This is a genomic window from Priestia sp. YIM B13552, from assembly GCF_042787775.1.
Taxonomy (GTDB): Bacteria; Bacillota; Bacilli; order Bacillales; family Bacillaceae_H; genus Priestia; species Priestia megaterium_E.
Genome location: NZ_JBHZOU010000001.1, coordinates 326,386 through 351,330, shown reverse-complemented (window position 1 = coordinate 351,330; position 24,945 = coordinate 326,386). Strand labels below are relative to the sequence as shown.

Here is a 24,945-nt window from a genome sequence, read left to right as displayed (position 1 = left end):
CTCTTTTAATTATTCCTCGTTATTTGTACCTTCCTCTGAAGGTAAATGCTTCCCGCAAAATTCTTTTACAGCTTCTTCTTCCTCTTCTTCAAGGTCGAAGTCTAATACTTTATTTGTTGAAACTTCGTAGAAATGAGTTTGGGCAATAGAAGTGTTATCTTCGCTTTTAATATATACTACGCGTAGTGCTAGGTCGTTGCCCGTATATAATTCATCATCTTCTTCTACCTCAATGTATAAATGAAATTCATAGCGTTCACCTAGAAGGAGACCAAATGGATCCTGTAATTGTTCAGCTGTATATTCTTTAATTGTAAACATATGTACGTCCTTTCCATATATCAGTAAAATACTTGCATCATCTATTATAGTTTTTCTTTGCAAAGAAAGAAAGTGCATGCGTAATTCATGCACGGATTTATTCCTTGATCGTTCTATTTAGCAAACCTACCCGATGCGATGGCGCAAGAACTTCGATGATTTACTTAAATGTGGAAGAAACGCGCGTATGTTTCTGCTTATACATGGCAGCATCTGCTTTTTGAATTAATGTATCTAGGTTGGTGTCGTCTGAAGGCGCACATATAATAAATCCGTAACTCGCAGACAGTGCATACGGCTTATTAAATTCTTTCTTTTTATCTTCTAGCTGTTCATTAATATTTTGCCACAGCTCTTGTACGTATTCTTCCGTTTGTTCAGGAGCAATTAATAAAAACTCATCTCCTCCGTAGCGAAAGAGCGTATCATCGTTGCCAACATAACCACTAATTGATTCTGCTATTGTTTTAATAAGCCAGTCGCCTTCTCTATGACCATATTGATCATTTACTAGTTTTAAAGAATTAATATCGATAAAACATAATAGGAAAGATGTATGATTGGTTTTAGCTCTCAGCAGTTCCAGCTGCAGTTTTTCCATTCCGCTTCTTCGATTTAAAATTCCGGTTAGCATATCAGTTGAAGCGTGCAAGTTCAATTCATGCTCAACCGCTTTTAAATCGGTTATATCGGTAATACCTGCGAGTATACAGCTTTCGCTTTGATACTCTAGTAATTCATAATTGATCATAACCCACTTTGAATCTCCATGTTCACGTGCTTCTAGGATGTAGTTTTTTACATATTTCTCTTGTTGAAGACGTTTTAAAATCTTCTCTCGATCTTCATCAGTATGATAGATTATAAATCCGTCTATTTGATCAAGATCTTGAGAAACAAGATTGTAAAAGTGAATAGCTTTATTGTTAATGAGCAGCACTTTGTGGTCGGATAATCTCGTTAATAGCAAAGGATAGGGATTAATTTTGAACAGCGTAAAAAAATTACGTTCGCTTTCTTTTAGCTGTAAATGATTCATATATTCTTTGTGACGGTATGTATAAAGAATGTATGAAATAAGCAAAGCGATAGCAACTGCTGCAGTTGTATTGATCTGCTTTGAAATAAGGGAAAAAGAATCCGGTACATATCGTGATAAGCCGTATAGTAAAAAAAGATGGTTAGGAATAAAAATGATGCACAGATGTTTTAATTTCATAGGACATAAAACAGCTGTGGAAATCAAAAGCATCATATACACGTCTACGCGACCTGTGAAAAGCTGACTGTTAATAGTAGAAAGTGCTGCAGCAAATACGTAATAAAATATATAGCCATATACAATGGTGCTCAAGTAGTTAGCAAACCGTTCTTTTCTCTTACTAACATAATAGAAAAATAAATAAAGAGAGGAGAGAGCAAAACTAGTGAAATGAATACCAATTAGTGTATGTCTAAACTGAGATGTCCCCGCATGTTGAAGTAAAGAAAACCCTATATAAATATAAATAGGATAGGAAACTACAAGAGCAAGTGAAACTAGCTTGACTCTCTGTTGAAGCATCTCTACATTCGTTTTATCGAACATTTTATCTTCATTAACTTCTCTTCCAGAAGGAAAACGAAATTTCTTCAAAAAGGAGAAAGGTAAAAGCGAAAGAAGAAATGACATGACCATCATCTCCATATCTTTTTTAGGTATTTTAGCATGTTTCTATAAGAAAAGACATGAATTTTTCAGATGAAAATGTCTGCTTTTTGATTAAGAAAAAGCATAGAGATTTATATGATTAAAGGTGAGGACAAAGAGCCTCACCTTTTTTATTGAAGTTTATTGGATTCAGCATGCCGTACAAACATGGTTTCATCTTCTACTAATCCGCAAGCTCCGCACTGAATGCGTTTTTGCGGTCCGTTATAAGCAGCGTGAAAGGCATCGAGCGTATCGTTTGTGTATTCTTCTACAACGTCTCCGCTTCTTGGATCCATTTTTACAGGTTTTGCATTTTGTTCAATGATATTAAAACGCGTTCGATTTGTTTTGCAGCTAGGGCAAAGATAAGGGCTTCCCATTTTTAACATCTCCTTGAAAAATTTACTGTATTAATACCATGTCCGAATCCACCAAAAACATACAAAAACTTATGGTTTTCTATCGAACGTTCATTCGTTAAAATAGAAGCAGGTGATGAAAATGAGAATACGAAAAAACTTACAAGAAGTAATGGATGTCTTGCAAACGAATCCATCGTATCAGAAAAATATTGTTCATTGGCATACAATCGAAGAGAAAGAAGCTAAAACTTCGCCATTTCCGGCTTCTTTGCATACGAAACTGCGGCAAGCACTTGAGAACCGAGGAATTGGTTCGCTTTATACGCATCAAAAAACAGCGTTTGATTTGGCGACAGCTAAGAAGAATGTTGTGGCTGTGACGCCTACAGCATCGGGGAAAACATTGTGTTACAACTTGCCGGTACTTCAGAGTATCATGGAGAATGATCAAGCTAGAGCTCTTTATTTGTTTCCAACAAAAGCGCTTGCCCAAGATCAAAAAAGTGAATTAAATGAAATCATTGAAGAAATGGAAGTACCAATCAATAGCTACACGTATGATGGAGATACTCCGGCAAATATCCGTCAAAAGGTAAGAAAAGCAGGTCATATTGTTATTACGAATCCAGATATGCTTCATTCAGCTATTTTACCTCATCATACTAAATGGGTATCACTGTTTGAAAACCTGAAGTACATTGTGATCGATGAACTTCATACGTACCGCGGTGTTTTTGGAAGCCACGTAGCTAACGTTATACGCCGGTTAAAGCGAATTTGCCGCTACTATGGAAGCAATCCTATCTTTATTTGTACATCAGCGACCATCGCTAACCCAAAAGAACTTGCTGAGCATTTAACGGGAGCTCATGTTATGTTAGTAGATAACAACGGAGCGCCTAGCGGCCGCAAGCATTTTATTTTTTATAACCCGCCTATTGTTAATAAACCTTTAAACATTAGAAGAAGTGCTACCCTTGAAGTGCGAAATATTGCAGGAGAGTTTTTGAAAAATAAAATTCAAACGATTGTATTTGCACGAAGTCGAGTACGAGTGGAAATTATTTTAACGTATCTGCAGGAGCTCGTAAAAAACCAGCTTCAAAATAAGTCTATTCAAGGGTACCGCGGAGGATATTTGCCGAAGCAGCGACGCGAAATAGAAAGAGGACTTCGAGAGGGAAGTATTTACGGGGTAGTCAGTACGAATGCTTTAGAACTAGGAGTGGATATCGGGCAGCTGCAGGTGTGTGTGATGACAGGTTATCCAGGCACGGTTGCAAGCGCTTGGCAGCAAGCAGGACGAGCAGGGAGACGTCACGGAGAAGCCGTCATTGTGATGGTCGCAAGTTCAAGTCCGCTTGATCAGTATATGATTCAGCATCCCGATTACTTTTTTAGCAGAAATCCAGAAACAGCTCGAATTAATCCTGATAATCTTGTTATTTTAGTCGATCATTTAAAATGCGCGTCCTATGAGCTGCCGTTTAAGCAGGGAGAAACATTTGATGGGGTAGAAATTGAAGACGTGCTGGAGTTTTTGCAAGAAGAGCGAGTGATTCATTTTAGCGGAGACAAATGGTACTGGATGAATGATTCGTTTCCAGCTCATAATATCAGTCTGCGCTCTGCATCCCAAGAAAATGTTGTCATCATTGATCAATCGGACGTTGCAAATGTGAAAGTAATTGGAGAAATGGATCGCTTTAGTGCCATGACGCTTCTTCATGATGAGGCGATTTACTTGCATCAAGGCATTCAGTATCAAGTAGAATACTTGGACTGGGATGAGAAAAAAGCGTATGTTCGTGAAGTCGATGTAGACTATTTCACCGATGCAAACTTAGCGGTTAACTTAAAGGTTCTAGAAGCTGATAAAGAACGAGTGGAAAGGACATATTCAATCGGTTACGGTGATGTAATGGTCAGCGCTATGGCTACGATATTTAAAAAAATAAAGTTTGAGACGCATGAAAACATAGGGTCAGGTCCCATTTCACTTCCGGAAGAAGAGCTTCATACAAATGCCGTGTGGCTAAGCTTTGAAAAAGAACAGTTTTACGAATCTGAAGAACGATTGGAACAAGCACTCATTTCCGTGGCAAATGCCATTCAGTCAATTGCACCGCTTATGGTGATGTGCGATCCGGCTGATTTACATGTAGTGCCTCAGATAAAAGCGGTGCACAACGAACAGCCGACTATCTTCTTATATGATCGATACCCGGGAGGCATTGGACTAAGTGATAAAGTATACGAACAAATGAATGATGTGCTAAATCAAACCAATCAATTAATTGTAAATTGTTCTTGCGAAAGCGGCTGTCCGTCTTGTATCGGTATGGAAGCACAGGGAGAACACGCAAAAAGCGATGCGCTCGTGCTGCTACAACAACTGCAAAGTAGGTGAACTCTTGTCTTTTAAAAATAAATTAAACCGTATGAAAAAGCATCTTCACGTTACAGAAGCAAAGCCGCCGGTTGAAAGTAACCCGCAGCGGCCTAAGAGCGCATCTATTCCCTATGAGCAGGAATGGAAGGGAAATCATGCTGTGCCTTACTTTGCGGAAGACAGCTACTGTATGATCAGAGAAGTGGTGTACCCGCTCGACTACAAACATGGACATTATGAATTTAATGAGCTAAAAAAAGTAGTGCAAGTATGGAATCGGTCTACAGTTGCCCATCCGCTTTCATCAAAAGGCCACACATATTCAGATTTATTTTTCTTTGATACGGAAACGACGGGGCTTAGTACAGGTACGGGAACGACTATCTTTTTGCTAGGATATGCAAGGGTGCTAAAAGATTCCGTCGTTTTTCGTCAGCATATATTAACGGAGCCAAGTGGAGAAGTAGCATTTTACGAAAGTTTTTTAAAAGAAGTAGACTATACGACGCTTGTGACTTATAATGGGAAATCTTTCGATTGGCCTCACGTGAAGACTCGCCATACGCTATTGAGAGATCATTTGCCCAAGCTGCCTAAGTTCGGTCACTTTGATTTGCTGCATGCGTCAAGAAGGCTGTGGAAACACAAAATGAGTTCGGTGAAGCTTGCGAATGTCGAAAAAGAAATACTTGGAATTGAACGAGTTGATGATATTCCAGGTTTTTTAGCTCCCATGATCTATTTTGATTTTATTGAAACGAAAAATCCAAGAGGCTTATTCGATATTATGAAACATAATGAACATGATATTTTATCGCTTATTACCTTATACATTCATTTATCAAAGCATCTCCTTACTAGTGAGGAGTTTACAGAGAAAGAAACATACGAAGTAGCAAGGTGGTATGAGCAGTTAGGGGAGAACAAGCACGCCTTCTCTCTTTATCAGGGCGTAGCAGAAAAAGAAAAAGAAGAGCATGAAAAAGCTCAGCTAGCGATGGCTTATCATTATAAAAAAGAGAAGAGTTGGAAAGAGGCAGTGGACATGTTTGAACCCTTGGTTCAAACATGTGAAGGTGACGTCGCTATAGAAGCATTGGTTGAGCTAGCTAAAATTTATGAGCATCGTCTCAAAGATGTTCATCAAGCACTTCTATATACTGAGCTAGCCTCGGAGAAGTGGAATCAACTCAGAGGAATGACTAAAAAAACGTCGAAGGAAGCACTTGAAAAAAGACTTCTTAGACTAAAAAATAAATCAGCTAAAGCATAGACTTCAGCTGATTTATTTTAAAAAAATTCAGAATTATTATTCTTTTGTTTTTGTGGATATTTTATATTGTTCTATTTTTCAGTCATTGATAAAATTAGTCAATGTAAGACTTATTCTTACAGCTTAAAAACAGAACTTTGGTGAGATGGAGAGAGGCCCCATGAAAAATGTGATTTTAGTATCATTTTTCGCATTAATTTGTTTAACAGTAATTGTCTTAAGCAGTTTGAAAAATTCGTATAACTCCTTTATGTAGGTCAAAAATAGGTGTTTGTCTTAGTACATGTACATTGCCCTTCACATATTGTAATAGTGTAATAACTAAACAGTGAAAGGGGAAAAAGGATATGTATCCAAGACCAACAAAATGTATGCCACCAATTGTGCATCCAACAAAATGCTGCACGCAGTTTACTTCTCAGGAGGTAGTAGTACCTCACATTCATCCAAGTCATAATACATTGGTGAATCATACAAATGTGAAGCACGTACATTACTTCCCGCAAACGCAATCTGTTGTAAATGAAACTTCAAATCAACAGTTTTTTGGCGGCGCGCAGCAATATCCAACTCAAGTAGGAGGAGCAGGCTATCCAGGTCAAGTGGCAGGAGCAGGCTACCCAGGTCAAGTAGCAGGTGCTGGTTATCCAGGTCAAATGGGAGGCTATCCAGGTCAAGTAGCAGGTGCTGGTTATCCAGGTCAAATGGGAGGCTATCCAGGTCAAGTGGCAGGAGCAGGCTACCCAGGTCAAGTAGCAGGTGCTAGTTATCCGGGACACAAAGGTTGCGGCCAAGGAAGCTGTCATACAAAAGGCGCGCATCAAGGACCAAATTCAGGGTATTTTAGATAATGTACGCTAATAGGAGCTGATTTCATCAGTTCCTATTCTATTTTGTTATAAAGGAGTTATATAATGAAGGTGCTAACAGTTACCGGTTATAAGCCATTCGAACTTGGCATTTTTAATGAAAAACATCAAGGTATTACATATATAAAAAAAGCACTCTATAAAAAATTACAGGAATTAGCAGAAGATGGATTAGAATGGGTATTGATTAGTGGCCAGCTAGGAGTAGAAATTTGGGCAGCAGAAGTGGTATTTGATCTTCAGCTCGATTATCCCGAGCTTCAGTTAGCTGTTTTAACACCGTTTTTGGAGCAAGAAGAAAAATGGAATGACGTGAATAAAGAATTGTATGAATTCGTCTTAAGTCAAGCAGATTATGTAGATAGCATTACAAAAAAGAAATATGAAAGTCCAGCACAGTTTCGGTTGAAAAATCAATTTTTAGTAGAAAAAAGTGAAGGTATTTGTTTAGTTTACGATGAAGAGCACGAAGGAAGTCCCAAATATATGTTAGAAACGGCTAAAAAACGTGCTGAACGAGAAGAATACCCTATTATAATGGTGACGTCTCATGACTTACAGGATATCGTGGATGAAGAAAAATTTTCGTCTTTTTAACGCCACTTGGCGAAACATTTTAAAAGATAAATTGACATTTGAAGCTATTTTTGAAAAAATGAATTATAATAAAGATAAGGTTTATCGTATTCGAGGTGATAGAGATGTTAGCTGATAAAATCCGTTTAACGGCCAAAGAAATTTTAGAAAAAGAATTTAAAACAGGCATGAGAGGCTATAATCAAGAAGAAGTAGATAAGTATCTAGATTCTGTTATTAAAGATTATGAAGCATTTCATGAAGAAATTGAAGCATTACAAACTGAAAATTTACGCTTAAAAAAGCAAGTAGAAGAATTATCTAAAAAGCCGCAACAACCTTCGTTTACCCCGCCGCCGGCTCAACAGCAGCAGCAAGCGGGTACGACAAACTTTGATATTTTAAAACGTTTGTCGAACTTAGAAAAACATGTGTTTGGAAGTAAATTATACGAATAACCTAAAAATAGGAGTTGCATTCAACTCCTATTTTTATTATACTAAGGAAAGTCGTTATCAATAACGTTCGGGTAATTGCTGCATCACATATGAGGATGTAGAGGAAAGTCCATGCTCGCACAGACTGCGATGTCTGTAGTGTTCGTGCCTAGCGAAGTCATAAGCTAGGGTAGCTGTTAAAAGCTAACGGCGGGGAAAAAGCCTAAGTCTTTTTAAGATATGGCTTGACTACTCTGAAAGTGCCACAGTGACGAAGTCTTATCAGAAATGATAAGAGTGGAACGAGGTAAACCCCTCGAGCGAGAAACCCAAATAATGGTAGGGGAACTTTCTGGAAGGAACTGAACGGAAGGAAGGACAAAATGGTTACATTTTGTAGATAGATAATTGCCACCGGAGTACGAGGTAGCTAGCCGCTTGCAGTACAATGGTACAAAACATGGCTTACAGAACGTTATTGAAAAGCAATCGACACTTGTTGTTACACACTATATTTTAATCCAACCCAGCTCTTCGTATAACGGAAGAGCTTTTTTTATGTCAAAATGACAGCTTATCATAAGCTGTCATTTTTTTGTACAACCAGACTGAGCTTGTTGTCAGCCTCAGGTCTTAGGAGAAAATAAAGCTTTAGCTCGTTTTGAAAAAACCTCATAATCCTTAAACTAAGTATATAGATAAGCGAAAGGAGGAGACAAAATGAAAAAAGTTGGTTTGTTTTTGATTGGAGCGGTAGCTGCTATCGTTCTTCTTGCAAATGCTGGTCCGATGGTAGGACTTGCACTTGGCTTAGTTATTTTGTACGTAGCATTTAAAGGGTTTGTTAAAGCAGAGACCCCCTTTAAAAAATGGCTCTGGGGGTTTATAGGTGTTGTCGTACTCTTAACAACTGTTTCAAATCTCCCGGCCCTTGCTGGTATCATCGCAGCAGTCGTACTTTACATTGTATATAAAAAATGGAACAGCAGCAGCCCTATAAAAACGGAAAAAGAAGATCCGTTTAAGCATTTTGAACGTCAGTGGGCTGATTTAAATCAAAAATAATGAAAGTTTACTTTATTATCTAAGGAGATGAACAAAATGAGAAACTTATTTACTCGAATGAAAGAAACGATTTCTGCAGACCTTCATCAATTACTTGATCACAAAGAACAAAAAAATCCAATTGCTGCACTAAACCACTATTTGCGTCAATGCGAGCAGGAGACCGAAAAGGTAAGGCAGCTTGTTGAGCGACAGCACACGTTAAAAGAACAGTTTAATCGCGAATACCATCTGGCCCTTGACATGATGAAAAAACGTCATGAGCAAGCACAAGTAGCACAAGCAGCTGAAGAAACGGAATTACATGAATTTATTTTAAAAGAACATGCTCACTACGAAGAGAGAGCAAAGCGTGTAAAAGAATCTTATGAAAATACATCCAAGCAGTTAGAAGAGCTTGAACAAAAGTATGAAGAAATGAAGCATAAGGTAAAAGATATGCATATTCGCCGCATGGAACTAATGGGACGCGAAAATATTGCTCGTGCGCATCATCGTATGAATTCAGTAATGAAAACAGAAGCATCTTATACGTCCTACAGCCAGTTTGACGAAATGGAAACCTATATTGACCAGCTTGAAAATCAAATTAATACAAATTACTATAGACAAACGGTAGACAGCAAGATTGCTGAATTAGAAAAAAGAGTAAAATCATCGTAAAAAATCAGTGTTTCTGCATAAAACATGGTATTCTAAAAAAGGCGTAGGTTTCTGCGTCTTTTTAAGGTGAGAGAATAGATACCTGCAGCATCCAAAGAACGCTATGTCATCTACGAGGAGAAGGGAGAGAGAGCTGTGCAAAGCGTAAACAAAACAGAATCTCTTATGTTCATTTTTATTTGCAGTTTATTTGTCCTGTTTATTGAAATTATGTTTTTTCACAGCGGCTTGATCTTTTCTGTATTAATTGCCGGTGCGTTCATGTATATTGGGCGAAAAAAAATGAGAAGAAAACTAGGGCGCATTTTATTTTGGATTGGCGTTATTGGACTTGTGTTGAATATATTTAATACGGTTGCCTTTAAGTTTTTAGTTATTGCTCTTTTTCTGTATTTTTTACTTAGATTTATTCAATCAAGAAAGCATCCGGTTGAATTCAGACCAACTGACCAATTTACCCAGCAGCCAAACCAAAGTTTGGTGCAGGTCCGCCCGGTTTTGACGAATAAACTTCTTGGTAGTCAAAGAACTGAAGACTCCGTATACGAATGGGATGATATTAATATTCAAAGCGTATGGGGAGACATTGTGGTTGATTTAAGCAATACCGTTCTGCCAAAAGGCGATGCGGTTATTTTTATTCGTCAGGTGTTTGGAAATATTAAAGTGCTCATTCCTTACGAAACGGAAGTATCTGTGAATCATTCTAAACTAGCAGGAAACGTAACGGTTTTTGGACATCAGCGCGGCTTTTCGTTCAATGAAAATTTGTCTATCAAAACAGAGGAATTTGATCAATCTGCTCATAGGGTGAAGATTGTTACAACTGTTGTGATTGGAGATTTAGAGGTGCAAAGGATATGAGTATTCTTCAACGGCAGTTATTATGGGGGATTTTCTTAAGTTTTTTTGTATTTGTATCCGTGCTCCTTACCGTGTTTTTTGCATATCCTGTTTTTCAACTTAGCGACTTATGGAAAACAAGCGTATTTGGCATGCCTTTTGCGCTGTTTTCCTTCAGTTTAAGCCTTACGATTGGAAGCGTGATTGGAGGAATCATGGGGTTTATGTGGAGAGAGCAGTGGACATATGTTGAAAACCGATTATATGAAATAGAAAATGGCCATCGGCATATGTCGGCAAATGAACCGTTTATTCAAGAAACGTCTCGAATTATAAGCCGTTTAAATAAAGTAGATCATAAAATGATTCTTCAAGCACAGCAATCTCAAAAGATGGCAACGGAAAAAGTGGAAAATCAGCAAAAGCAAGTGCAAGAAATTGTTTCTCAGGAACGAAATCGGCTTGCTAGAGAATTGCATGACTCCGTTAGTCAGCAGCTATTTGCCGCTTCGATGCTTATGTCTGCTATTACGGAATCCAATCTTACGCTGCAAGATTCTGAAGCTAAGCAATTAAAGATGGTTGAAAAAATGATTAATCAATCACAGCTTGAAATGAGGGCTTTGCTTCTTCATCTTCGTCCTGCAGCATTAAAAGGAAAATCGCTACAGGCCGGAATGAAAGAACTGATGAATGAGCTTGCTCAAAAAGTACCGCTTGAATTAAATTGGAAAATAGAAGGGTTTGAACTTGATAAAGGCATTGAAGACCACTTGTTTAGAATTTTGCAAGAATCCGTATCAAATACGCTGCGTCATGCAAATGCAACAGCTTTAGACGTGCTGCTGATCAAACGTGACTTTTCCATTATTTTACGTATTGTGGATAACGGAGTTGGTTTTGATGTAGAAAAGGAGAAAGTCGGATCGTACGGTCTGCAAAATATGTATGAACGTGCAGTTGAAATTGGAGGCCTATTAAAAATTATTAGTTTGCCCGACAAAGGAACAAAGCTAGAAGTAAAAGTACCGTTAGTAGAAAGAGAGGAGAAGCAAAATGATTAATGTACTGTTAGTAGATGACCATGAAATGGTTCGTATTGGCGTAGGAGCGTATTTGTCGGCTCAAGCAGACATTCATGTAATAGCTGAAGCAGCCAATGGCCAACAGGCCGTTGAATTAGGGCTTCAGCTGCGCCCGGATATTATTTTAATGGATTTAGTCATGGAAGAAATGGACGGGATTGAAGCAACAAAACAGCTCATTAAGCAGTGGCCGGAAGCAAAAGTAATTATTGTCACTAGCTTTCTAGATGACGAAAAAGTATATCCCGCTCTAGAGGCAGGGGCAACAAGCTACTTATTAAAAACGTCTAAAGCAGGAGAAATTGCAGCTGCTATTCGCCGTACATATGAGGGGGAATCTGTATTAGAGCCTGAAGTAACCGGTAAAATGATGTCTAAAATGAGAGAGCCGTCTTTACCTCATGAAGAACTCACAGCTCGTGAAATGGAAATTTTACTTTTAATGACACAGGGTAAAACAAATCAAGAGATTGCAGACGAATTATTTATTGCGCTAAAGACGGTAAAAACACATGTGAGCAATTTATTAAGTAAGCTGGATGTGCAGGACCGAACTCAAGCCGTCATTTATGCCTTTAAACACAAATTAGCGCAGTGAGAATCGTTATTCAAAAGAGAATAACGATTTTTTTTTTGAAAAACCTATTTTTTTGCATGTATTCATTATAAAATAGCGATATGCGTAAAGGCGAACGCTTACGTAAAAGCACTATTTTGAGGGGTTGAGCACATGGAAAAGAAATGGTGGAAAGAAGCTGTTGCGTATCAAATCTATCCGCGAAGCTTCATGGATTCAAACGGCGACGGAATTGGTGACATTCAAGGGGTTATTTCAAAATTAGACTATTTATCTGATCTTGGAATTGATGTCATTTGGATTTGCCCGATTTATCAGTCTCCTAACGACGATAATGGCTACGATATCAGTGATTATAAAGATATTATGGAAAATTTCGGAACGATGGAAGACTTTGATGAGCTGTTAGATGAAGTTCACCATCGCGGAATGAAGCTGATTATGGATTTAGTTATTAACCATACTTCAGATGAACATCCTTGGTTTTTAGAATCTAGGTCTGCTAAAGAGAATCCATATCGTGATTATTATATCTGGCACGAAGGTAAAGATGGAAAAGAGCCAAACAACTGGGAATCTATTTTTAGCGGATCAGCTTGGGAGTTCGACGAAAAGACAAAAGAATATTACATGCACGTATTTTCTAAAAAACAGCCCGATTTAAACTGGGAAAACGAAAAAGTACGTCATGAGCTTTATGAAATGGTTAACTGGTGGTTAGATAAAGGAATTGACGGCTTTCGTGTAGATGCTATTTCGCATATTAAGAAAGTGGCCGGCTTCCCAGATCTGCCGAACCCTGAAAAGCTAGATTATGTGCCATCGTTTGAAGGGCATATGAATCGACCGGGAATTCAAGAACATTTAAAAGAGCTAAAAGAAAAAACGTTTGCCAAATACGATATTATGACGGTTGGAGAGGCAAATGGTGTAACATCGGACAGCGCAGATGAGTGGGTAGCTGAAGATGGCGGAAACTTCAATATGATTTTTCAGTTCGAGCATATGGGACTGTGGGATAAAGGAGAAGAAAAACCGCTTGATTTAATCGAGTTAAAAACAATTTTAACAAATTGGCAAAATGGTTTAGAAAAAATTAACGGCTGGAACGCTTTATATTTAGAAAATCATGACCAAATTCGTTCTGTAAATAAATTCGGCAGCACAGCTTACCGAGTGGAAAGTGCAAAGTGCTTAGCTGCACTATACTTTTTAATGAAAGGAACACCGTTTATTTATCAAGGACAAGAACTTGGAATGACCAATGTTAAATTTGATTCTATTGATGATTATGATGATGTTGGGATGATTAACTACTACCGTATTCAGCGTGAAAAAGGCGATTCACATGACGAGATTATGAAAGTTATTTGGGAAACAGGCCGCGATAACTCAAGGACGCCAATGCAGTGGAATACAGAAAAAAATGCAGGATTTTCTACCGGAAACCCTTGGATGAAAGTGAACCCAAATTACGTAGACATTAACGTAGAAGAGCAGAAAAGTGATAAGAATTCGGTACTGAATTTTTACAAACAGCTCATTAAAATTAGAAAACAGCATGATGTGCTGGTGTATGGAACTTATAAGCTGTTGGCAGAAGAAGATTCCGCTATTTACGCGTATACGCGAACATTAGAAGGTAAAACCGCTGTTGTTATTTGTAATATGTCACCGAATAATCAAACGTTCGAGTTTCCTTCAGAGAGCGCATTTACAAACAGAGAAGTGCTGATTCATAATTATCCGTTGGATATAAACGAAACGCTTGAAAAATGTATGCTGCACCCATATGAAACACGTGTATACTTACTTTCATAAACAAGTTGAGCAACCGATTGCGCAACTTTAAAGTGAAAAGCTTTTAAAAACGCATTTATCTGCGACACAGGTGAAGAAACTGCTGGCTCTGTCAAGAGCCAGCAGTTTTTGTATTTTAATAAAAAGACGGAGAAAGCTTTGACTACGGCGCATGTATATGGTACTTTTACACTTAGTGTAGATAATTAGAAACAAAATGAGGTTGAAAAATGGCGAAATATAAAATTATTGCAACAGCAGCAATGGGAATTGAAGCACTGGTCGCTAAAGAAGTGCGTGCTTTAGGATATGAATGTGAAGTAGATAATGGCAAGGTTATCTTTGAAGGAGACGAGCTCGCAATTGCTCGCTGCAATTTATGGCTTCGTACAGCAGATCGAATTAAAGTGCAGGTTGGACAGTTCAAAGCTCGTACGTTTGATGAGCTTTTTGAACAAACAAAAGCATTAAATTGGGGAGATTACTTGCCCGTAGATGCACAGTTTCCTGTATCGGGAAAATCCGTGAAATCTAAATTGTTCAGCGTATCAGATTGTCAAAGCATTGTGAAAAAAGCAATTGTTGACAGCATGAAAAAACATTATAACAAAACAACAGGCTGGCTCGAAGAAACAGGGTCAACGTTTAAAATTGAAGTAGCGCTATTAAAAGATGTTGCTACATTAACAATTGACGCAAGCGGTGCAGGACTTCATAAGCGCGGTTACCGCGTAGGACAAGGGGAAGCTCCTTTAAAAGAAACGCTGGCAGCGGCTTTGATTATGCTAACACCGTGGAATGCGGATCGCCCGTTTGTCGATGTTTTTTGCGGTTCTGGTACAATTGCTATCGAAGCAGCGCTTATCGGTCAAAATATCGCACCAGGGTTTAACCGTGACTTTTTATCAGAAGAGTGGCCGTGGATGTCAGCAAGTATTTGGGACAAAGCGCGCGAAGAAGCAGAAGACTTAGCGAACTACGACCAAGTGCTAGATATTGCTGGTCATGATATTGACCATCGTATGGTAAAAGTAGCGGAGCAAAATGCATTTGAAGCTGGACTTGGAGATTTAATTCAATTTAAACAAATGCAAGTGCGCGATTTTACGACGCCGAAAGAATATGGAATCATTATTGGTAACCCTCCGTACGGCGAACGTTTAAGCGATCGTCCTTCTGTTGAAAAAATGTACGCTGAAATGGGCGAAGCATTTTCTAAGCTTGATACGTGGTCGATTTATATGCTGACATCTCATGAACAATTTGAACAATACTACGGTAAAAAAGCAACGAAAAAACGCAAATTGTTTAACGGGTTTATTAAAACAGACTACTATCAATACTGGGGACCTCGTCCTCCACGCAACGATCAATAAATACAAAAGCCAAGCGGTGTAAAAACCAGCTTGGCTTTTTTACGTTATTTCTTTTTTAAACCCCGATAAGCTAGCATTCCAAACATGCCTATACCGAGCACGATAATTAATAAAATAAACCAAAACGTGGCATTAAGCAGGTATTTATATAGTCCGTCATAATAATCATGCATGTACTCACCCCATTGTGTTTTTTTATAGTATGGGCGAGTAGCAGGGCAATATATGTATTCATTTCTTTTTACTAGCAGGCTTAAAACGAGAAATGATCAGCTTATTTCTAACATATTTACGAAAGGGAAATCTCATACTAAAACCTAAGAGGTGATAAAATGAGAAAAAATCGATCAGCACGGATTTTTGGCGGGATGATGCTTCTTTCATGGTTAACCATCCCTTTTATAGGACGACAGCATATTAAGCGTTATTTATCATCTACTATGTTTATTTCCTTTTTGATTATGGTTGAAAGCTATATTGCTGAAAAAAAGAAGTGGTGGATATTCCCTCATCCTCCTCATCCATATCTAACAGGTGAAGCTGCTTTACTTTTAGGTCCATTTTTAGCAGGTTCTTTATGGATTAAAAAGTTCACATATGGCCATTTTGGAAGGTATATGTTATTAAATGCAATCGTAGATACATTTTTTGTTTATCCTTTTCAACGAGCTATGAGCCGTGCAAAGCTTTTTAGGGTAGGCACATTTAAAGAGTACCATTTGCTAGGTATCTTTCTGTTGAAAGCTGCTTTAATGTACGTTTACCAACATCTAGTAGTAGAGAAACCAAAACCTCAGCGTGCTTTAAAAAATAATCCTATAGAATAAAGGAGCAGGCAGGGAAGCGTGATTTTCTTGCCCGCTATTTTAATGCTCCAGATGTCATTCCTGAAATGAAATGCTTTTGCAAAAACACGTACGCAATCAATAATGGAATAGAAGAAAGAACGACTGCTGAAAACAGCATAGGGTAATTAGTCAGAAATTCCCCTTGAAAGTCCAATAGTGCAATAGGCAGCGTTTTTACTTCTTTAGATTTTAACAAGAGCAAAGGGAATAACAGATCATTCCACACAATCACAAACGAAAAAATTCCTACTGTAGCCATTGATGGTATTGAGAGTCGAAGAGCGATTTTTGAATATATTTTCCACTCTGACGCTCCGTCCATGCGAGCAGCTTCAAATAGTTCCTTTGGCAAAGTTTTCATAAACCCCGTGATAATAAACACACCGATGGGAAGCAAAAAACTTATGGAGACGATAATGACGCCTGTTAGCGTATTGACGAGCCCAAGCTTATTCATCAGCAAAAAGACAGGAATCATATTGACTTGGGTAGGGACAATCATTCCGCAAACAAAAAAGCCGTATACAATCCATCCAAGCTTTTGAGGTAGCTGAATAATAGCGTAAGCAATCATGCTTGAAAACCATAGAATAAAAAACGTGCTAAAGACGGTAACAATCACGCTGTTTTTAATATAGCCAAAGATAGGTTCATTGACGAGCAGCTGTTTATAATTTTCAATATTCCAGCCTGCTGGTAATCCGATTGGGTTGCTGTAAAGCTCGGGCGTTGTTTTAAAGGTTGTTAATAAAACCAAGCTTAAGGGCAACAGAATGATTAAACCGTATATTCCTAAAATCAGTTGTCTGAATGGGTTTTGTTTCATAAAAGAATCTCCTTTTACATTTTGGTCAAGCGAAGTACGCGAAATTGAAGAAACGTTAAAAGAGCAATTACAATCATAAATACAACTGAAATGGCAGAGGCATAGCCGAAACGAAAATTAATAAAAGCTTCGTGATAAAGAAGTGTCGAAAGAATTTCAGTTGAGTTGGAGGGACCTCCATTTGTCATTGCAATGATTAAATCAAATGCTTTAAAACTTTGTATGGTCGTATAAGCCACAACCATTGTCGTAGCTGGAGCTAAAAGAGGCCACGTAATGCGCTTGAATTTTTGCCATCGTGTTGCTCCATCAATACTAGCAGCTTCATATAACTCACTGGGAATAGCTTGAATTCCAGCTACAAAAATAATAAGCATTTGACCAGTATGTGCCCAAAATTGTACAAAAGCCAAGCTGTAAATTGCGATATGTCCATTTCCAATCCAAGACTGGGTCCAATGCTCAAGGCCTACTTTACTTAAAAATAGGTTCACTCCTCCAATGTTGGGGTCATACATAAAGTTCCACGTGAAGGCAATCGACACGGACGAAATAATCGTCGGTACAAAAAAGAGTGAGCGATAAAATGTATTCCATGCAGAATTTTTATAAAGTAAAAGTGCAAAGCCCAAGCTCAATAACGTTTGAAAGATCAGCACGCCAATTGTGAACTTTAAGTTGTTTGTAAGAGACTGTGTAAAAATAGCATCGTTTGTTAAAATTTCTTTGAAGTTTTGAAACCCTACAAATGAGAACTGAGAAGACAATCCATTCCAATCAGTTGTGCTTAAAAATAAAGCAGAAAGCGTTGGCAATGCAAAGAAAACAGTATATATGATAAAACCGGGAAGTAAAAACAACCATAGATGTCTGCTTTTAGAGATACTTTTAAATGAAAAGAGAGGAAAAGAGAACGAAGGGGTTCTCTTTTCTTCTTCTTGAATAGACGTATTAGTTTTTAGCGACACGTTCTACCTCTCCTTGTGCTTTTTCAGCAGCTTTTTTCGCTGACATACCGGATAGTACGTCCTGTACAGATGTTTCAACAGCTTTTGATACGCGCTCATTTAAAATTGTAAATCGAGGTTGGAAGACCGTTTTTTTGTCTTTCCATTTTGCGCTTTCTTTGAGTTCAGGTGAATCATATTTCACGTCTTTGACCGTTAATAACTGGCCAGTAGCATTCGCATACTCAGAAGAAATCTTTGGATCTGCAAGGAAAGTTAAAAATTTCTTAGCAGCTTCTTTGTGTTTTGATTTTTCAGCAACACCTAATAAGAATGTCGTGGTATGAACACCTTCGTATTTTGCTTTATCTTGATCCACTGTAATCGGGGCAAGCAAACCTTGATCAATCTTCGGATTTTGCTGTTTGACTGTAGCCATCATATAAGAACCTTGAGCAAGCATTGCGCCTTTTTCCTGAGCAAAAAGTGCTGCAGCACTTTCTTTTTTCGTACCAAGAGCATCTTTTTGGAAGTAACCTTTGTCATTTAATTCTTTAATTTGAGATAGGGTTTTGATAAACCATTCATCAGTTAGCTTGCGCTTGCCCGTTTCTACTTCGTGAAGGGCGTTGTTTGTAGGTTCGTTATTCATAATCATTGGATTAATAAATTGAGAAGGACTTACGTCTCCTGAAAATAAAATCGGAGTATATCCATTTTTCTTTAATGTTTCAGATGTTTTTAAAAAGCTATTCCAATCTTTAGGAACATCTAAATTTAGTTTTTCAAAAATGCCTTTGTTATAGACAGGGATGTTATAGACTAGCTGATAAGGAAGAGCATATTGCGTATTATCCGCTTTGCCCGCTTGGATTAGCTTTTCGTCAAATTTGCTGAGTAAGTTTTGGTCGTCCAGCTTGGCAAAACCGTTTGCTTTGCGAATCGTTTCAAATTGACTTCCTGGAAAACTAGCAAATACATCGATACCTTCTCCAGATAATAGAGATCCTTGAATTTGTGATTGATAGGAATCAGAAGGAAAGACGATCATTTCTACATGAATATTTGGATTTTTCTTTTCAAATTGCTCAATGATAGAATCAAAAGCTTTCGAATCTTCTCCTCGCCAATGCGTAAAGTTAATGGTTACTTTTTTAGAAGAGTCACTGCTGTCGCCGCTTGTTGAACTGTTTTTGCCGCAGCCCGCGATGATCACGGTGAGCATTGCTAACAGAATTAATAATTTTTTCATTTTAGTTCCCCCACTTATAGAATTCTTTTTAGATAGTTATTGGTCAATTTTGATACGGTTGGTAGATGCTTGGTCAAAGAAATGAGCATGATTCATTTGAAAATGAAATGGAAAGTGCTGATGAACTTGAATATGTTCATCCCCAGGGATTTTAGCTACAAAGAGCTGGTCTCCTAAACTACTGTATAGTATGTACTCTGCTCCTAATAACTCAGACACCTCTACCGGTAATGAAATATGAGATGCATCAGAAGAGGCGCGCGTAATATGCTCTGGTCGAATTCCTACAGTAATGAACTGATTGTTGTAGCCTTTTTCATGTAACGAATGCATTTGATTTTCTGTCAGCTGAAACTCATGTTCACTGATGTACAGTTTGTTGTTCACTACTTTTCCTGTGAAAAAGTTCATTCCCGGCGATCCTATAAAACTGGCTACAAACGTATTCTCTGGAGCATTATACACTTGCATAGGTGAACCTATTTGCTGAATTTTTCCGTCTTTCATAACTACAATTCTGCTTGCCATCGTCATCGCTTCTGTTTGATCGTGGGTTACATAAATAATGGTCGTCTGCAGCCTCTGATGAAGCTTACTGATTTCAGCACGCATTTGTACGCGAAGCTTCGCATCAAGATTAGATAAAGGTTCATCCATTAAAAAAATTGGGGCATTCCGTACAATGGCTCTTCCTAAAGCCACTCGCTGACGTTGCCCTCCTGATAACGCTTTTGGCTTGCGTTTTAAATAGGGTTCTAAGTCCAAAATACGAGCCGCTTCACGAACGCGATCATCAATTTCTTGTTTTGGGACTTTGCGGAGCTGCAAGCCAAATGCCATGTTGTCGTAAACTGTTAAATGAGGGTAAAGCGCGTAGTTTTGAAACACCATTGCAATATCCCGGTCCTTAGAAGGTAAATCGTTTGCACGATCTCCATTAATAAGCAATTCTCCTTCTGTTATCGATTCAAGGCCGGCGATCATTCGAAGGGTAGTGGATTTGCCGCACCCTGAAGGTCCTACAAACACAATAAATTCTTTGTCTTGAATATGAAGATTGAAATTATCAACTGCAAGACTATCTTTTCCGTATTTTTTATACACATGCTGTAACTGCAGTTCTGCCATTTTTTCTCCTTTCAGCAGGCTTTTAAAAAAATAAAAGCCTCTAATTGCACAGACGGATTGTACGTGTATCTGGCAATTAGAGGCTATCGGTTGACCGGCAAGCCTGTATTATGTAGTTTTGAGTGATTGAATCTGTAAGTAATTTTAAAATATATTATTCCTATATGTCAAGTGAGAATTAAAGTATTTTAATAAGTTCGATTATTTTCTTAAATGAAAGAAGCCATTTATTAAGCCAGAGATGCTGGTTTTGGGAATAAAATAAACAGCTGGTGTATAGAATGATAGTATTCACTTTTATAGTAAGCACTACAGAGAGAGGATGTTTATAAATGGATAGAAACACGCAGTTCACTATGATTCGTCAAGCGTTGGAAAACAGCTATCATTTAATGCAGCAGGGAATAGAAGTGAGCGGAGAGACGCTTACTCAGCTGGAACAAGCAAAAGCCGAGTATGAAGCGGCCTTTTTATTGTCTCATTCCACGGACTCAAAATTCCGCTGTAATTAATTTTTTAATAGCACTTATTCCGTTTGCGTTCTATACACTCAGCTTTTATACAAAAAGGTTCTGTCCTTACAGGCAGAACTTTTTTATGTTCAGCTCTTTTTATTGACATTTTAGATAAAGTAGTCAATAATTAAGTTTTGCTTACATGAGAAATTTACTAGATAAAAAGAAGTGAAGCTAATTTTTATTGATAGATATTTACATAAATAAAGGAGTCAGTATCGATGATGAGAGAGCGGTTGCCTTTTACAATTGAGCGGGATGAAAACTTTTTTGACAAATTAAATGAATGGATAGGTGATGTTTTTTATGATCATCTTCCAGACGCAGGGTTAGAACTTCGAGACGAACAAATTTTTATGGCTTTTCAAATCGAACGAGCTTTTAAAGAAAAAAATGTAATCTTTGCAGAAGCAGGTGTAGGAACAGGAAAAACTATTGTGTATTTACTGTATGCTATTTGTTATGCAAGGTATATTGGCAAGCCAGCAATTATTGCCTGTGCGGATGAAACATTAATTGAACAGTTAGTAAAAGCCGAAGGAGACATTGCCAAGCTCTCTGGTATTTTAGATATTAACATGGATGTTCGCCTAGCAAAATCTCAAGATCAGTATCTGTGTTTAAAGAAATTAGATGCTGTGACAGCACGAACAGATAATGAAAACATTGAAGAAATTTACGATACGCTTCCTGATTTTGTTCATGATCATAGCGGTATGCAGTCGTTCTATCACTACGGAGACCGTAAAGAATATCCTCATTTAACGGATGAGGAATGGAATCAAATTAACTGGGATACGTTTCAAGACTGCTCTTCCTGTGAGCAGCGTCATAGATGCGGCTTAACGCTTTCACGTGAGCACTATAGAAAAGCACATGACTTAATTATTTGCTCTCACGATTTTTACATGGAGCACATTTGGACATATGAAGCCCGCAAGCGTGAAGGACAGCTTCCCCTTCTTCCTGAAAGCAGCTGTGTTGTATTTGATGAAGGTCACCTGCTGGAATTTGCTGCACAAAAGGCTTTAACATATCGAATTCAAGAAGATACGTTAGAAAACTTGTTAACGCGTCTATTAGAAAATGACGTGCGAGAAGAATTTGCTGTGAAGATCGAGCACGCTATCGATGTGTACGCAATGTTCTTTGACCGTTTAAGTGAAGCAAGCACAGAAATCGTTGGTTCTAGCCGTAAAGAAGTAGCCCGTACAAACGGATTACAAAGTGTAGGAAAAGAACTTTTATCGCTGCTTGAGCATATCGGAAACGAGCTTGTGTTTGAGAGTGAGACCTATACAGTAGACGAATATACGCTGCGAATTGTAGATGAGTACCTAGATCAAATTGATTATTCGCTGCGCTTATTTATGGACAACGAAAATGCCATCTACTGGGTGGAAGAAAACAACTGGCAGCTGACGTTGGTTATTATGCCGCAAGCAGTAAAAGACGTCTTAAAAGAACGAGTATTTGCAAAGAAAATACCATACATTTTCACGTCTGCCACTCTGTCAGATAACCAATCGTTCGATTATTTAGCATATAGCTTAGGAATTGCAAAGCCGCTTTCTTTTTCCGTTGAATCGCCATTTGATTATGATGAGCAAATGAAAATTGCGGTAAAAAATGTTTCAGATGATCAAGAAGAAGCGTTTGCTGAAAAATTCGCCTTCGCTGTTGCGCAGCTCGAAAAAACGAACGGACGAGCACTTTTACTGTTTAACAGCAAAGAAGAACTAGAGATGTTCAAAGAAGTTTCCAAAGAGTTAAATCAGTACACATTCTTATTTGAAGGCGATCAAGAAATCAGTAAATTAGTATCTCAGTTCCAAAGGGAAGAAAAAACGATTTTATGCGCTGTTCATTTGTGGGAAGGATTGGATATTCCTGGACCTTCGCTATCTAATGTAATTATTTGGTCTCTGCCGTATCCACCAAATGATCCGGTCTTTGAAGCAAAACGCAATCAAGTAGTCGATCCATTTTGGGATGCAGATATGCCGTATATGCTTCTTCGCTTAAAGCAAGGAGTTGGAAGGCTGATTCGCTCTCATAACGATAAGGGTCTAATCACGATCTTTATGCCAAAAAGCACAGATTCAAAAGTGCGTTCAATCATTGAACAAAATGTCCCAACAAAAATAGAAAACGTATAAAAAAGCGCGGTTGTAGCCGCGTTTTTTTATACGTATAATAGATTGAATATTCAGTTATATACACGCCGTTACTATTATGATAAAATAATTTATGGTGAAATAAGGAAAGTAAGGAGGAAAAACAATGAGAGAAGACATACAGAAAATTGAGAAACAGTTTTATGAATACATGAATAAAATCAAAAGTTATCACGAGGCAATCGGAGTGATGTACTGGGATTTGAGGACGGGTGCTCCAAAAAAAGGGGCGGATCAGCGTTCTGAAGTTATTGGCATGATGTCATCAGAAGCGTTCAATCTTTCGGTTTCTGATGAAATGGCAGGTTTTATTGAGAAATTAACGAACCCTGAGTCACAGCCTTACATAAACGATATTACGAAAAAAGCAGTGGAAGAATGTAAAAAAGAATATGACTTAAATAAAAAGATTCCTCCGCATGAATATAAAGAATACGTTACATTAACTTCAAAAGCTGAGTCGGTTTGGGAAGACGCAAAAGAAAAAGCAGATTTTGCTTTATTTCAACCGTATCTCGAAAAAATTGTAGCGTTCAATCAGAAGTTTGTGGAGTATTGGGGGTATGAAGGAAACAAATATAATCGTTTATTAGACCTTTTTGAACCGGGGATGACGGTTGAAATCTTAGACGAGGTATTTGGAAAGCTACGGAAGCATATTGTGCCTCTTGTTCAGCGAATCGCCGTGTCGAATACAAAGCCAAATACGGAATTTTTATTCCGTACTTTCCCAAAAGAAGCGCAAAAGCAATTTAGTCTAGACGTGTTAAAAACGCTTGGCTATGATTTTGAAGCGGGGCGACTTGATGAAACAGTCCATCCTTTTGCTACTGGTTTAAACCCGGGAGATGTGCGCATCACGACTAAATATGCCGAAAACGATTTTCGAACGGCTATTTTTGGAACAATTCACGAATGCGGCCATGCTTTATATGAGCAGAATATTTCAAAGGATCTTGTCGGTACAGTTCTATGTGAAGGTACTTCAATGGGAATTCATGAATCACAGTCACTGTTTTTTGAGCAGTTTGTCGGTAAAAATAAGGCATTCTGGCAGCATCATTACGACGTACTAAAAAAGCATGCGCCGGGACAATTTGACGATGTAGATTTAGAAGATTTTTACCGAGGAGTAAATGAGGCGAAACCGTCTCTTATTCGTATTGAAGCAGATGAGTTAACGTATCCTCTTCATATTATGATTCGCTATGAGATTGAAAAAGGATTAATAAACGGAGAATATAAAGTTGCAGATTTACCGGAAATTTGGAATGAGAAATACGAAGAATATTTAGGAGTTCGTCCAAGTCACGATGGAGAAGGCGTGCTTCAGGATGTACACTGGGCCGGAGGAAGCTTTGGGTACTTCCCTTCCTATGCTCTTGGCTATATGTACGCAGCGCAGTTTAAGCATACCATGTTAAAAGACTTGCCTAATTATGATGAACTTCTTGAAAAAGGAGAAATTTCGCCGATTACAAATTGGCTAACAGAACATATTCATCAGTACGGAAAAATGAAAAAGCCTCTTGAAATTTTAAACGATGTAACGGGAGAAGGCTTAAATGTAGATTATTTAATTCAATATCTAGAAAAGAAATATGGAGAAATTTATCACGTATAAAAAGCACTATAACCGAATATTATGTTTTGTATCGCAAGTAAATGTTCGAAAATATCGCTTTTAGATATTTTCAAATAAAAGATTTGCTGATATAATACAATTAACTCAATAACGCACTCATATAATGACGAGAATAAGGCTCGTAAGTATCTACCAAACTACCGTAAATAGTTTGACTATGGGTGAGCGATGAAGTTTGTTTTTCACTTTTGTGCGTAACAGCTCAAGGACATTGCTCTACTCATATACGAGTGCAGCTATGTTTTTGAGCTTTTTTAATACAAACGTTGGAGGAA

At 38.0% G+C, this 24,945-nt stretch carries 24 protein-coding genes, 1 other RNA gene and 1 riboswitch; of the genes, 17 read left to right on the top strand and 8 right to left on the bottom strand.

Going from position 1 to position 24,945, the window contains the following annotated elements:
- Window positions 1-9: 9 nt before the first annotated feature.
- From ACFX40_RS01750 to ACFX40_RS01740, 3 genes are all read right to left on the bottom strand, one after another.
- Window positions 10-321, bottom strand: coding sequence for a DUF6509 family protein (locus ACFX40_RS01750; protein WP_025749354.1), 312 nt, complete (start codon window positions 319-321; stop codon window positions 10-12).
- A 160-nt stretch (window positions 322-481) separates the two neighbouring features.
- Window positions 482-1,993: a sensor domain-containing diguanylate cyclase gene (locus tag ACFX40_RS01745; protein WP_377253958.1), complete on the bottom strand. Its 1,512-nt coding sequence runs from the start codon at window positions 1,991-1,993 to the stop codon at window positions 482-484.
- A gap of 149 nt (window positions 1,994-2,142) precedes the next feature.
- Window positions 2,143-2,394: a hypothetical protein gene (locus ACFX40_RS01740; protein WP_013056134.1), complete on the bottom strand. Its 252-nt coding sequence runs from the start codon at window positions 2,392-2,394 to the stop codon at window positions 2,143-2,145.
- A 121-nt stretch (window positions 2,395-2,515) separates the two neighbouring features.
- On the opposite strand from ACFX40_RS01740, the gene ACFX40_RS01735 reads away from it, so the two are divergent.
- The 13 genes from ACFX40_RS01735 to ACFX40_RS01675 all read left to right on the top strand — a co-directional run bounded on the left by ACFX40_RS01735 (window position 2,516) and on the right by ACFX40_RS01675 (window position 15,332).
- Window positions 2,516-4,786, top strand: coding sequence for a DEAD/DEAH box helicase (locus ACFX40_RS01735; protein ID WP_028407986.1), 2,271 nt, complete (start codon window positions 2,516-2,518; stop codon window positions 4,784-4,786).
- A 4-nt stretch (window positions 4,787-4,790) separates the two neighbouring features.
- Window positions 4,791-6,041: a ribonuclease H-like domain-containing protein gene (locus ACFX40_RS01730; protein ID WP_028407987.1), complete on the top strand. Its 1,251-nt coding sequence runs from the start codon at window positions 4,791-4,793 to the stop codon at window positions 6,039-6,041.
- 347 nt (window positions 6,042-6,388) lie between these two features.
- On the top strand, window positions 6,389-6,892 hold the full coding sequence (locus ACFX40_RS01725; protein WP_098248337.1) for a spore coat protein: 504 nt from the start codon (window positions 6,389-6,391) through the stop codon (window positions 6,890-6,892).
- Between the two features lie 63 nt (window positions 6,893-6,955).
- Window positions 6,956-7,507, top strand: a complete 552-nt coding sequence (locus tag ACFX40_RS01720) for an SLOG family protein (protein ID WP_028407989.1) — start codon at window positions 6,956-6,958, stop codon at window positions 7,505-7,507.
- Window positions 7,508-7,611: 104 nt separating this feature from the next.
- The gene (gene gpsB, locus ACFX40_RS01715) at window positions 7,612-7,944 is read left to right on the top strand and encodes a cell division regulator GpsB (RefSeq protein ID WP_013056140.1); all 333 of its coding nucleotides are present in this window, start codon (window positions 7,612-7,614) and stop codon (window positions 7,942-7,944) included.
- Between the two features lie 63 nt (window positions 7,945-8,007).
- Window positions 8,008-8,396, top strand: an RNA gene (gene rnpB / locus ACFX40_RS01710) — RNase P RNA component class B.
- Window positions 8,397-8,643: 247 nt separating this feature from the next.
- Entirely contained in the window at window positions 8,644-8,988 is a 345-nt protein-coding gene (locus tag ACFX40_RS01705; protein WP_014460940.1) for a lmo0954 family membrane protein, read from the top strand.
- A gap of 36 nt (window positions 8,989-9,024) precedes the next feature.
- The gene (locus ACFX40_RS01700) at window positions 9,025-9,651 is read left to right on the top strand and encodes a PspA/IM30 family protein (RefSeq protein ID WP_377253956.1); all 627 of its coding nucleotides are present in this window, start codon (window positions 9,025-9,027) and stop codon (window positions 9,649-9,651) included.
- A gap of 135 nt (window positions 9,652-9,786) precedes the next feature.
- On the top strand, window positions 9,787-10,515 hold the full coding sequence (gene liaF / locus ACFX40_RS01695) for a cell wall-active antibiotics response protein LiaF (RefSeq protein ID WP_028407991.1): 729 nt from the start codon (window positions 9,787-9,789) through the stop codon (window positions 10,513-10,515).
- Complete coding sequence (locus tag ACFX40_RS01690; protein WP_377253954.1) at window positions 10,512-11,558, top strand: sensor histidine kinase; 1,047 nt, start codon at window positions 10,512-10,514, stop codon at window positions 11,556-11,558. Before liaF ends, ACFX40_RS01690 begins: the two co-directional genes overlap by 4 nt.
- On the top strand, window positions 11,551-12,177 hold the full coding sequence (locus ACFX40_RS01685; RefSeq protein WP_377253952.1) for a response regulator: 627 nt from the start codon (window positions 11,551-11,553) through the stop codon (window positions 12,175-12,177). The genes ACFX40_RS01690 and ACFX40_RS01685 overlap by 8 nt, the downstream gene beginning before the upstream one ends.
- Window positions 12,178-12,309: 132 nt before the next feature.
- The gene (locus ACFX40_RS01680) at window positions 12,310-13,977 is read left to right on the top strand and encodes a glycoside hydrolase family 13 protein (protein WP_377253950.1); all 1,668 of its coding nucleotides are present in this window, start codon (window positions 12,310-12,312) and stop codon (window positions 13,975-13,977) included.
- A gap of 209 nt (window positions 13,978-14,186) precedes the next feature.
- Window positions 14,187-15,332: a THUMP domain-containing class I SAM-dependent RNA methyltransferase gene (locus ACFX40_RS01675; RefSeq protein WP_013082362.1), complete on the top strand. Its 1,146-nt coding sequence runs from the start codon at window positions 14,187-14,189 to the stop codon at window positions 15,330-15,332.
- A 44-nt stretch (window positions 15,333-15,376) separates the two neighbouring features.
- Here ACFX40_RS01675 and ACFX40_RS01670 read toward each other — a convergent pair whose 3' ends face one another.
- Window positions 15,377-15,505, bottom strand: a complete 129-nt coding sequence (locus ACFX40_RS01670) for a hypothetical protein (protein WP_255257670.1) — start codon at window positions 15,503-15,505, stop codon at window positions 15,377-15,379.
- A 159-nt stretch (window positions 15,506-15,664) separates the two neighbouring features.
- On the opposite strand from ACFX40_RS01670, the gene ACFX40_RS01665 reads away from it, so the two are divergent.
- Complete coding sequence (locus ACFX40_RS01665; protein WP_377237728.1) at window positions 15,665-16,159, top strand: hypothetical protein; 495 nt, start codon at window positions 15,665-15,667, stop codon at window positions 16,157-16,159.
- A gap of 34 nt (window positions 16,160-16,193) precedes the next feature.
- Here the strand turns inward: ACFX40_RS01665 and ACFX40_RS01660 are convergent, their stop codons facing one another.
- Genes ACFX40_RS01660 through ACFX40_RS01645 form a run of 4 tightly spaced genes read right to left on the bottom strand, consistent with a single transcriptional unit; the run spans window position 16,194 to window position 20,333 of the window.
- A complete protein-coding gene (locus ACFX40_RS01660) occupies window positions 16,194-17,006 on the bottom strand; it encodes a carbohydrate ABC transporter permease (protein WP_028407995.1) in 813 nt (270 codons plus the stop codon).
- 14 nt (window positions 17,007-17,020) lie between these two features.
- A complete protein-coding gene (locus ACFX40_RS01655; RefSeq protein ID WP_098333582.1) occupies window positions 17,021-17,974 on the bottom strand; it encodes a carbohydrate ABC transporter permease in 954 nt (317 codons plus the stop codon).
- Window positions 17,958-19,205 (bottom strand): ABC transporter substrate-binding protein, encoded by a 1,248-nt coding sequence (locus ACFX40_RS01650; RefSeq protein WP_377253948.1) that lies wholly within the window; start codon window positions 19,203-19,205, stop codon window positions 17,958-17,960. Before ACFX40_RS01650 ends, ACFX40_RS01655 begins: the two co-directional genes overlap by 17 nt.
- A 36-nt stretch (window positions 19,206-19,241) precedes the next feature.
- Window positions 19,242-20,333 carry an ABC transporter ATP-binding protein gene (locus tag ACFX40_RS01645; RefSeq protein WP_252124311.1) on the bottom strand — a complete coding sequence of 364 codons (1,092 nt, stop codon included), beginning with the start codon at window positions 20,331-20,333 and terminating at the stop codon, window positions 19,242-19,244.
- 332 nt (window positions 20,334-20,665) lie between these two features.
- Between ACFX40_RS01645 and ACFX40_RS01640 the strand changes: the two genes are divergently transcribed.
- The 3 genes from ACFX40_RS01640 to ACFX40_RS01630 all read left to right on the top strand — a co-directional run bounded on the left by ACFX40_RS01640 (window position 20,666) and on the right by ACFX40_RS01630 (window position 24,649).
- Complete coding sequence (locus ACFX40_RS01640; protein WP_028407999.1) at window positions 20,666-20,845, top strand: hypothetical protein; 180 nt, start codon at window positions 20,666-20,668, stop codon at window positions 20,843-20,845.
- A 224-nt stretch (window positions 20,846-21,069) separates the two neighbouring features.
- Entirely contained in the window at window positions 21,070-23,007 is a 1,938-nt protein-coding gene (locus ACFX40_RS01635) for an ATP-dependent DNA helicase (protein WP_028408000.1), read from the top strand.
- Window positions 23,008-23,131: 124 nt separating this feature from the next.
- Window positions 23,132-24,649 (top strand): carboxypeptidase M32, encoded by a 1,518-nt coding sequence (locus ACFX40_RS01630; RefSeq protein WP_377253946.1) that lies wholly within the window; start codon window positions 23,132-23,134, stop codon window positions 24,647-24,649.
- Window positions 24,650-24,746: 97 nt separating this feature from the next.
- Window positions 24,747-24,848, top strand: a riboswitch (purine riboswitch).
- The last annotated feature ends 97 nt before the right edge of the window (window positions 24,849-24,945 follow it).

Coding starts and splice junctions, on each gene's coding strand:
- gpsB (WP_013056140.1), top strand. CDS start 7,612: ATGTTAGCTGATAAAATCCGTTTAACGGCCAAAGAAATTTTAGAAAAA.
- ACFX40_RS01660 (WP_028407995.1), bottom strand. CDS start 17,006: ATGAAACAAAACCCATTCAGACAACTGATTTTAGGAATATACGGTTTA.
- ACFX40_RS01665 (WP_377237728.1), top strand. CDS start 15,665: ATGAGAAAAAATCGATCAGCACGGATTTTTGGCGGGATGATGCTTCTT.
- ACFX40_RS01645 (WP_252124311.1), bottom strand. CDS start 20,333: ATGGCAGAACTGCAGTTACAGCATGTGTATAAAAAATACGGAAAAGAT.
- ACFX40_RS01705 (WP_014460940.1), top strand. CDS start 8,644: ATGAAAAAAGTTGGTTTGTTTTTGATTGGAGCGGTAGCTGCTATCGTT.
- ACFX40_RS01670 (WP_255257670.1), bottom strand. CDS start 15,505: ATGCATGATTATTATGACGGACTATATAAATACCTGCTTAATGCCACG.
- ACFX40_RS01750 (WP_025749354.1), bottom strand. CDS start 321: ATGTTTACAATTAAAGAATATACAGCTGAACAATTACAGGATCCATTT.
- ACFX40_RS01675 (WP_013082362.1), top strand. CDS start 14,187: ATGGCGAAATATAAAATTATTGCAACAGCAGCAATGGGAATTGAAGCA.
- ACFX40_RS01690 (WP_377253954.1), top strand. CDS start 10,512: ATGAGTATTCTTCAACGGCAGTTATTATGGGGGATTTTCTTAAGTTTT.
- ACFX40_RS01740 (WP_013056134.1), bottom strand. CDS start 2,394: ATGGGAAGCCCTTATCTTTGCCCTAGCTGCAAAACAAATCGAACGCGT.
- ACFX40_RS01635 (WP_028408000.1), top strand. CDS start 21,070: ATGATGAGAGAGCGGTTGCCTTTTACAATTGAGCGGGATGAAAACTTT.
- ACFX40_RS01680 (WP_377253950.1), top strand. CDS start 12,310: ATGGAAAAGAAATGGTGGAAAGAAGCTGTTGCGTATCAAATCTATCCG.
- ACFX40_RS01685 (WP_377253952.1), top strand. CDS start 11,551: ATGATTAATGTACTGTTAGTAGATGACCATGAAATGGTTCGTATTGGC.
- ACFX40_RS01745 (WP_377253958.1), bottom strand. CDS start 1,993: ATGTCATTTCTTCTTTCGCTTTTACCTTTCTCCTTTTTGAAGAAATTT.
- ACFX40_RS01725 (WP_098248337.1), top strand. CDS start 6,389: ATGTATCCAAGACCAACAAAATGTATGCCACCAATTGTGCATCCAACA.
- ACFX40_RS01630 (WP_377253946.1), top strand. CDS start 23,132: ATGAGAGAAGACATACAGAAAATTGAGAAACAGTTTTATGAATACATG.
- ACFX40_RS01720 (WP_028407989.1), top strand. CDS start 6,956: ATGAAGGTGCTAACAGTTACCGGTTATAAGCCATTCGAACTTGGCATT.
- ACFX40_RS01735 (WP_028407986.1), top strand. CDS start 2,516: ATGAGAATACGAAAAAACTTACAAGAAGTAATGGATGTCTTGCAAACG.
- ACFX40_RS01640 (WP_028407999.1), top strand. CDS start 20,666: ATGGATAGAAACACGCAGTTCACTATGATTCGTCAAGCGTTGGAAAAC.
- ACFX40_RS01650 (WP_377253948.1), bottom strand. CDS start 19,205: ATGAAAAAATTATTAATTCTGTTAGCAATGCTCACCGTGATCATCGCG.
- ACFX40_RS01700 (WP_377253956.1), top strand. CDS start 9,025: ATGAGAAACTTATTTACTCGAATGAAAGAAACGATTTCTGCAGACCTT.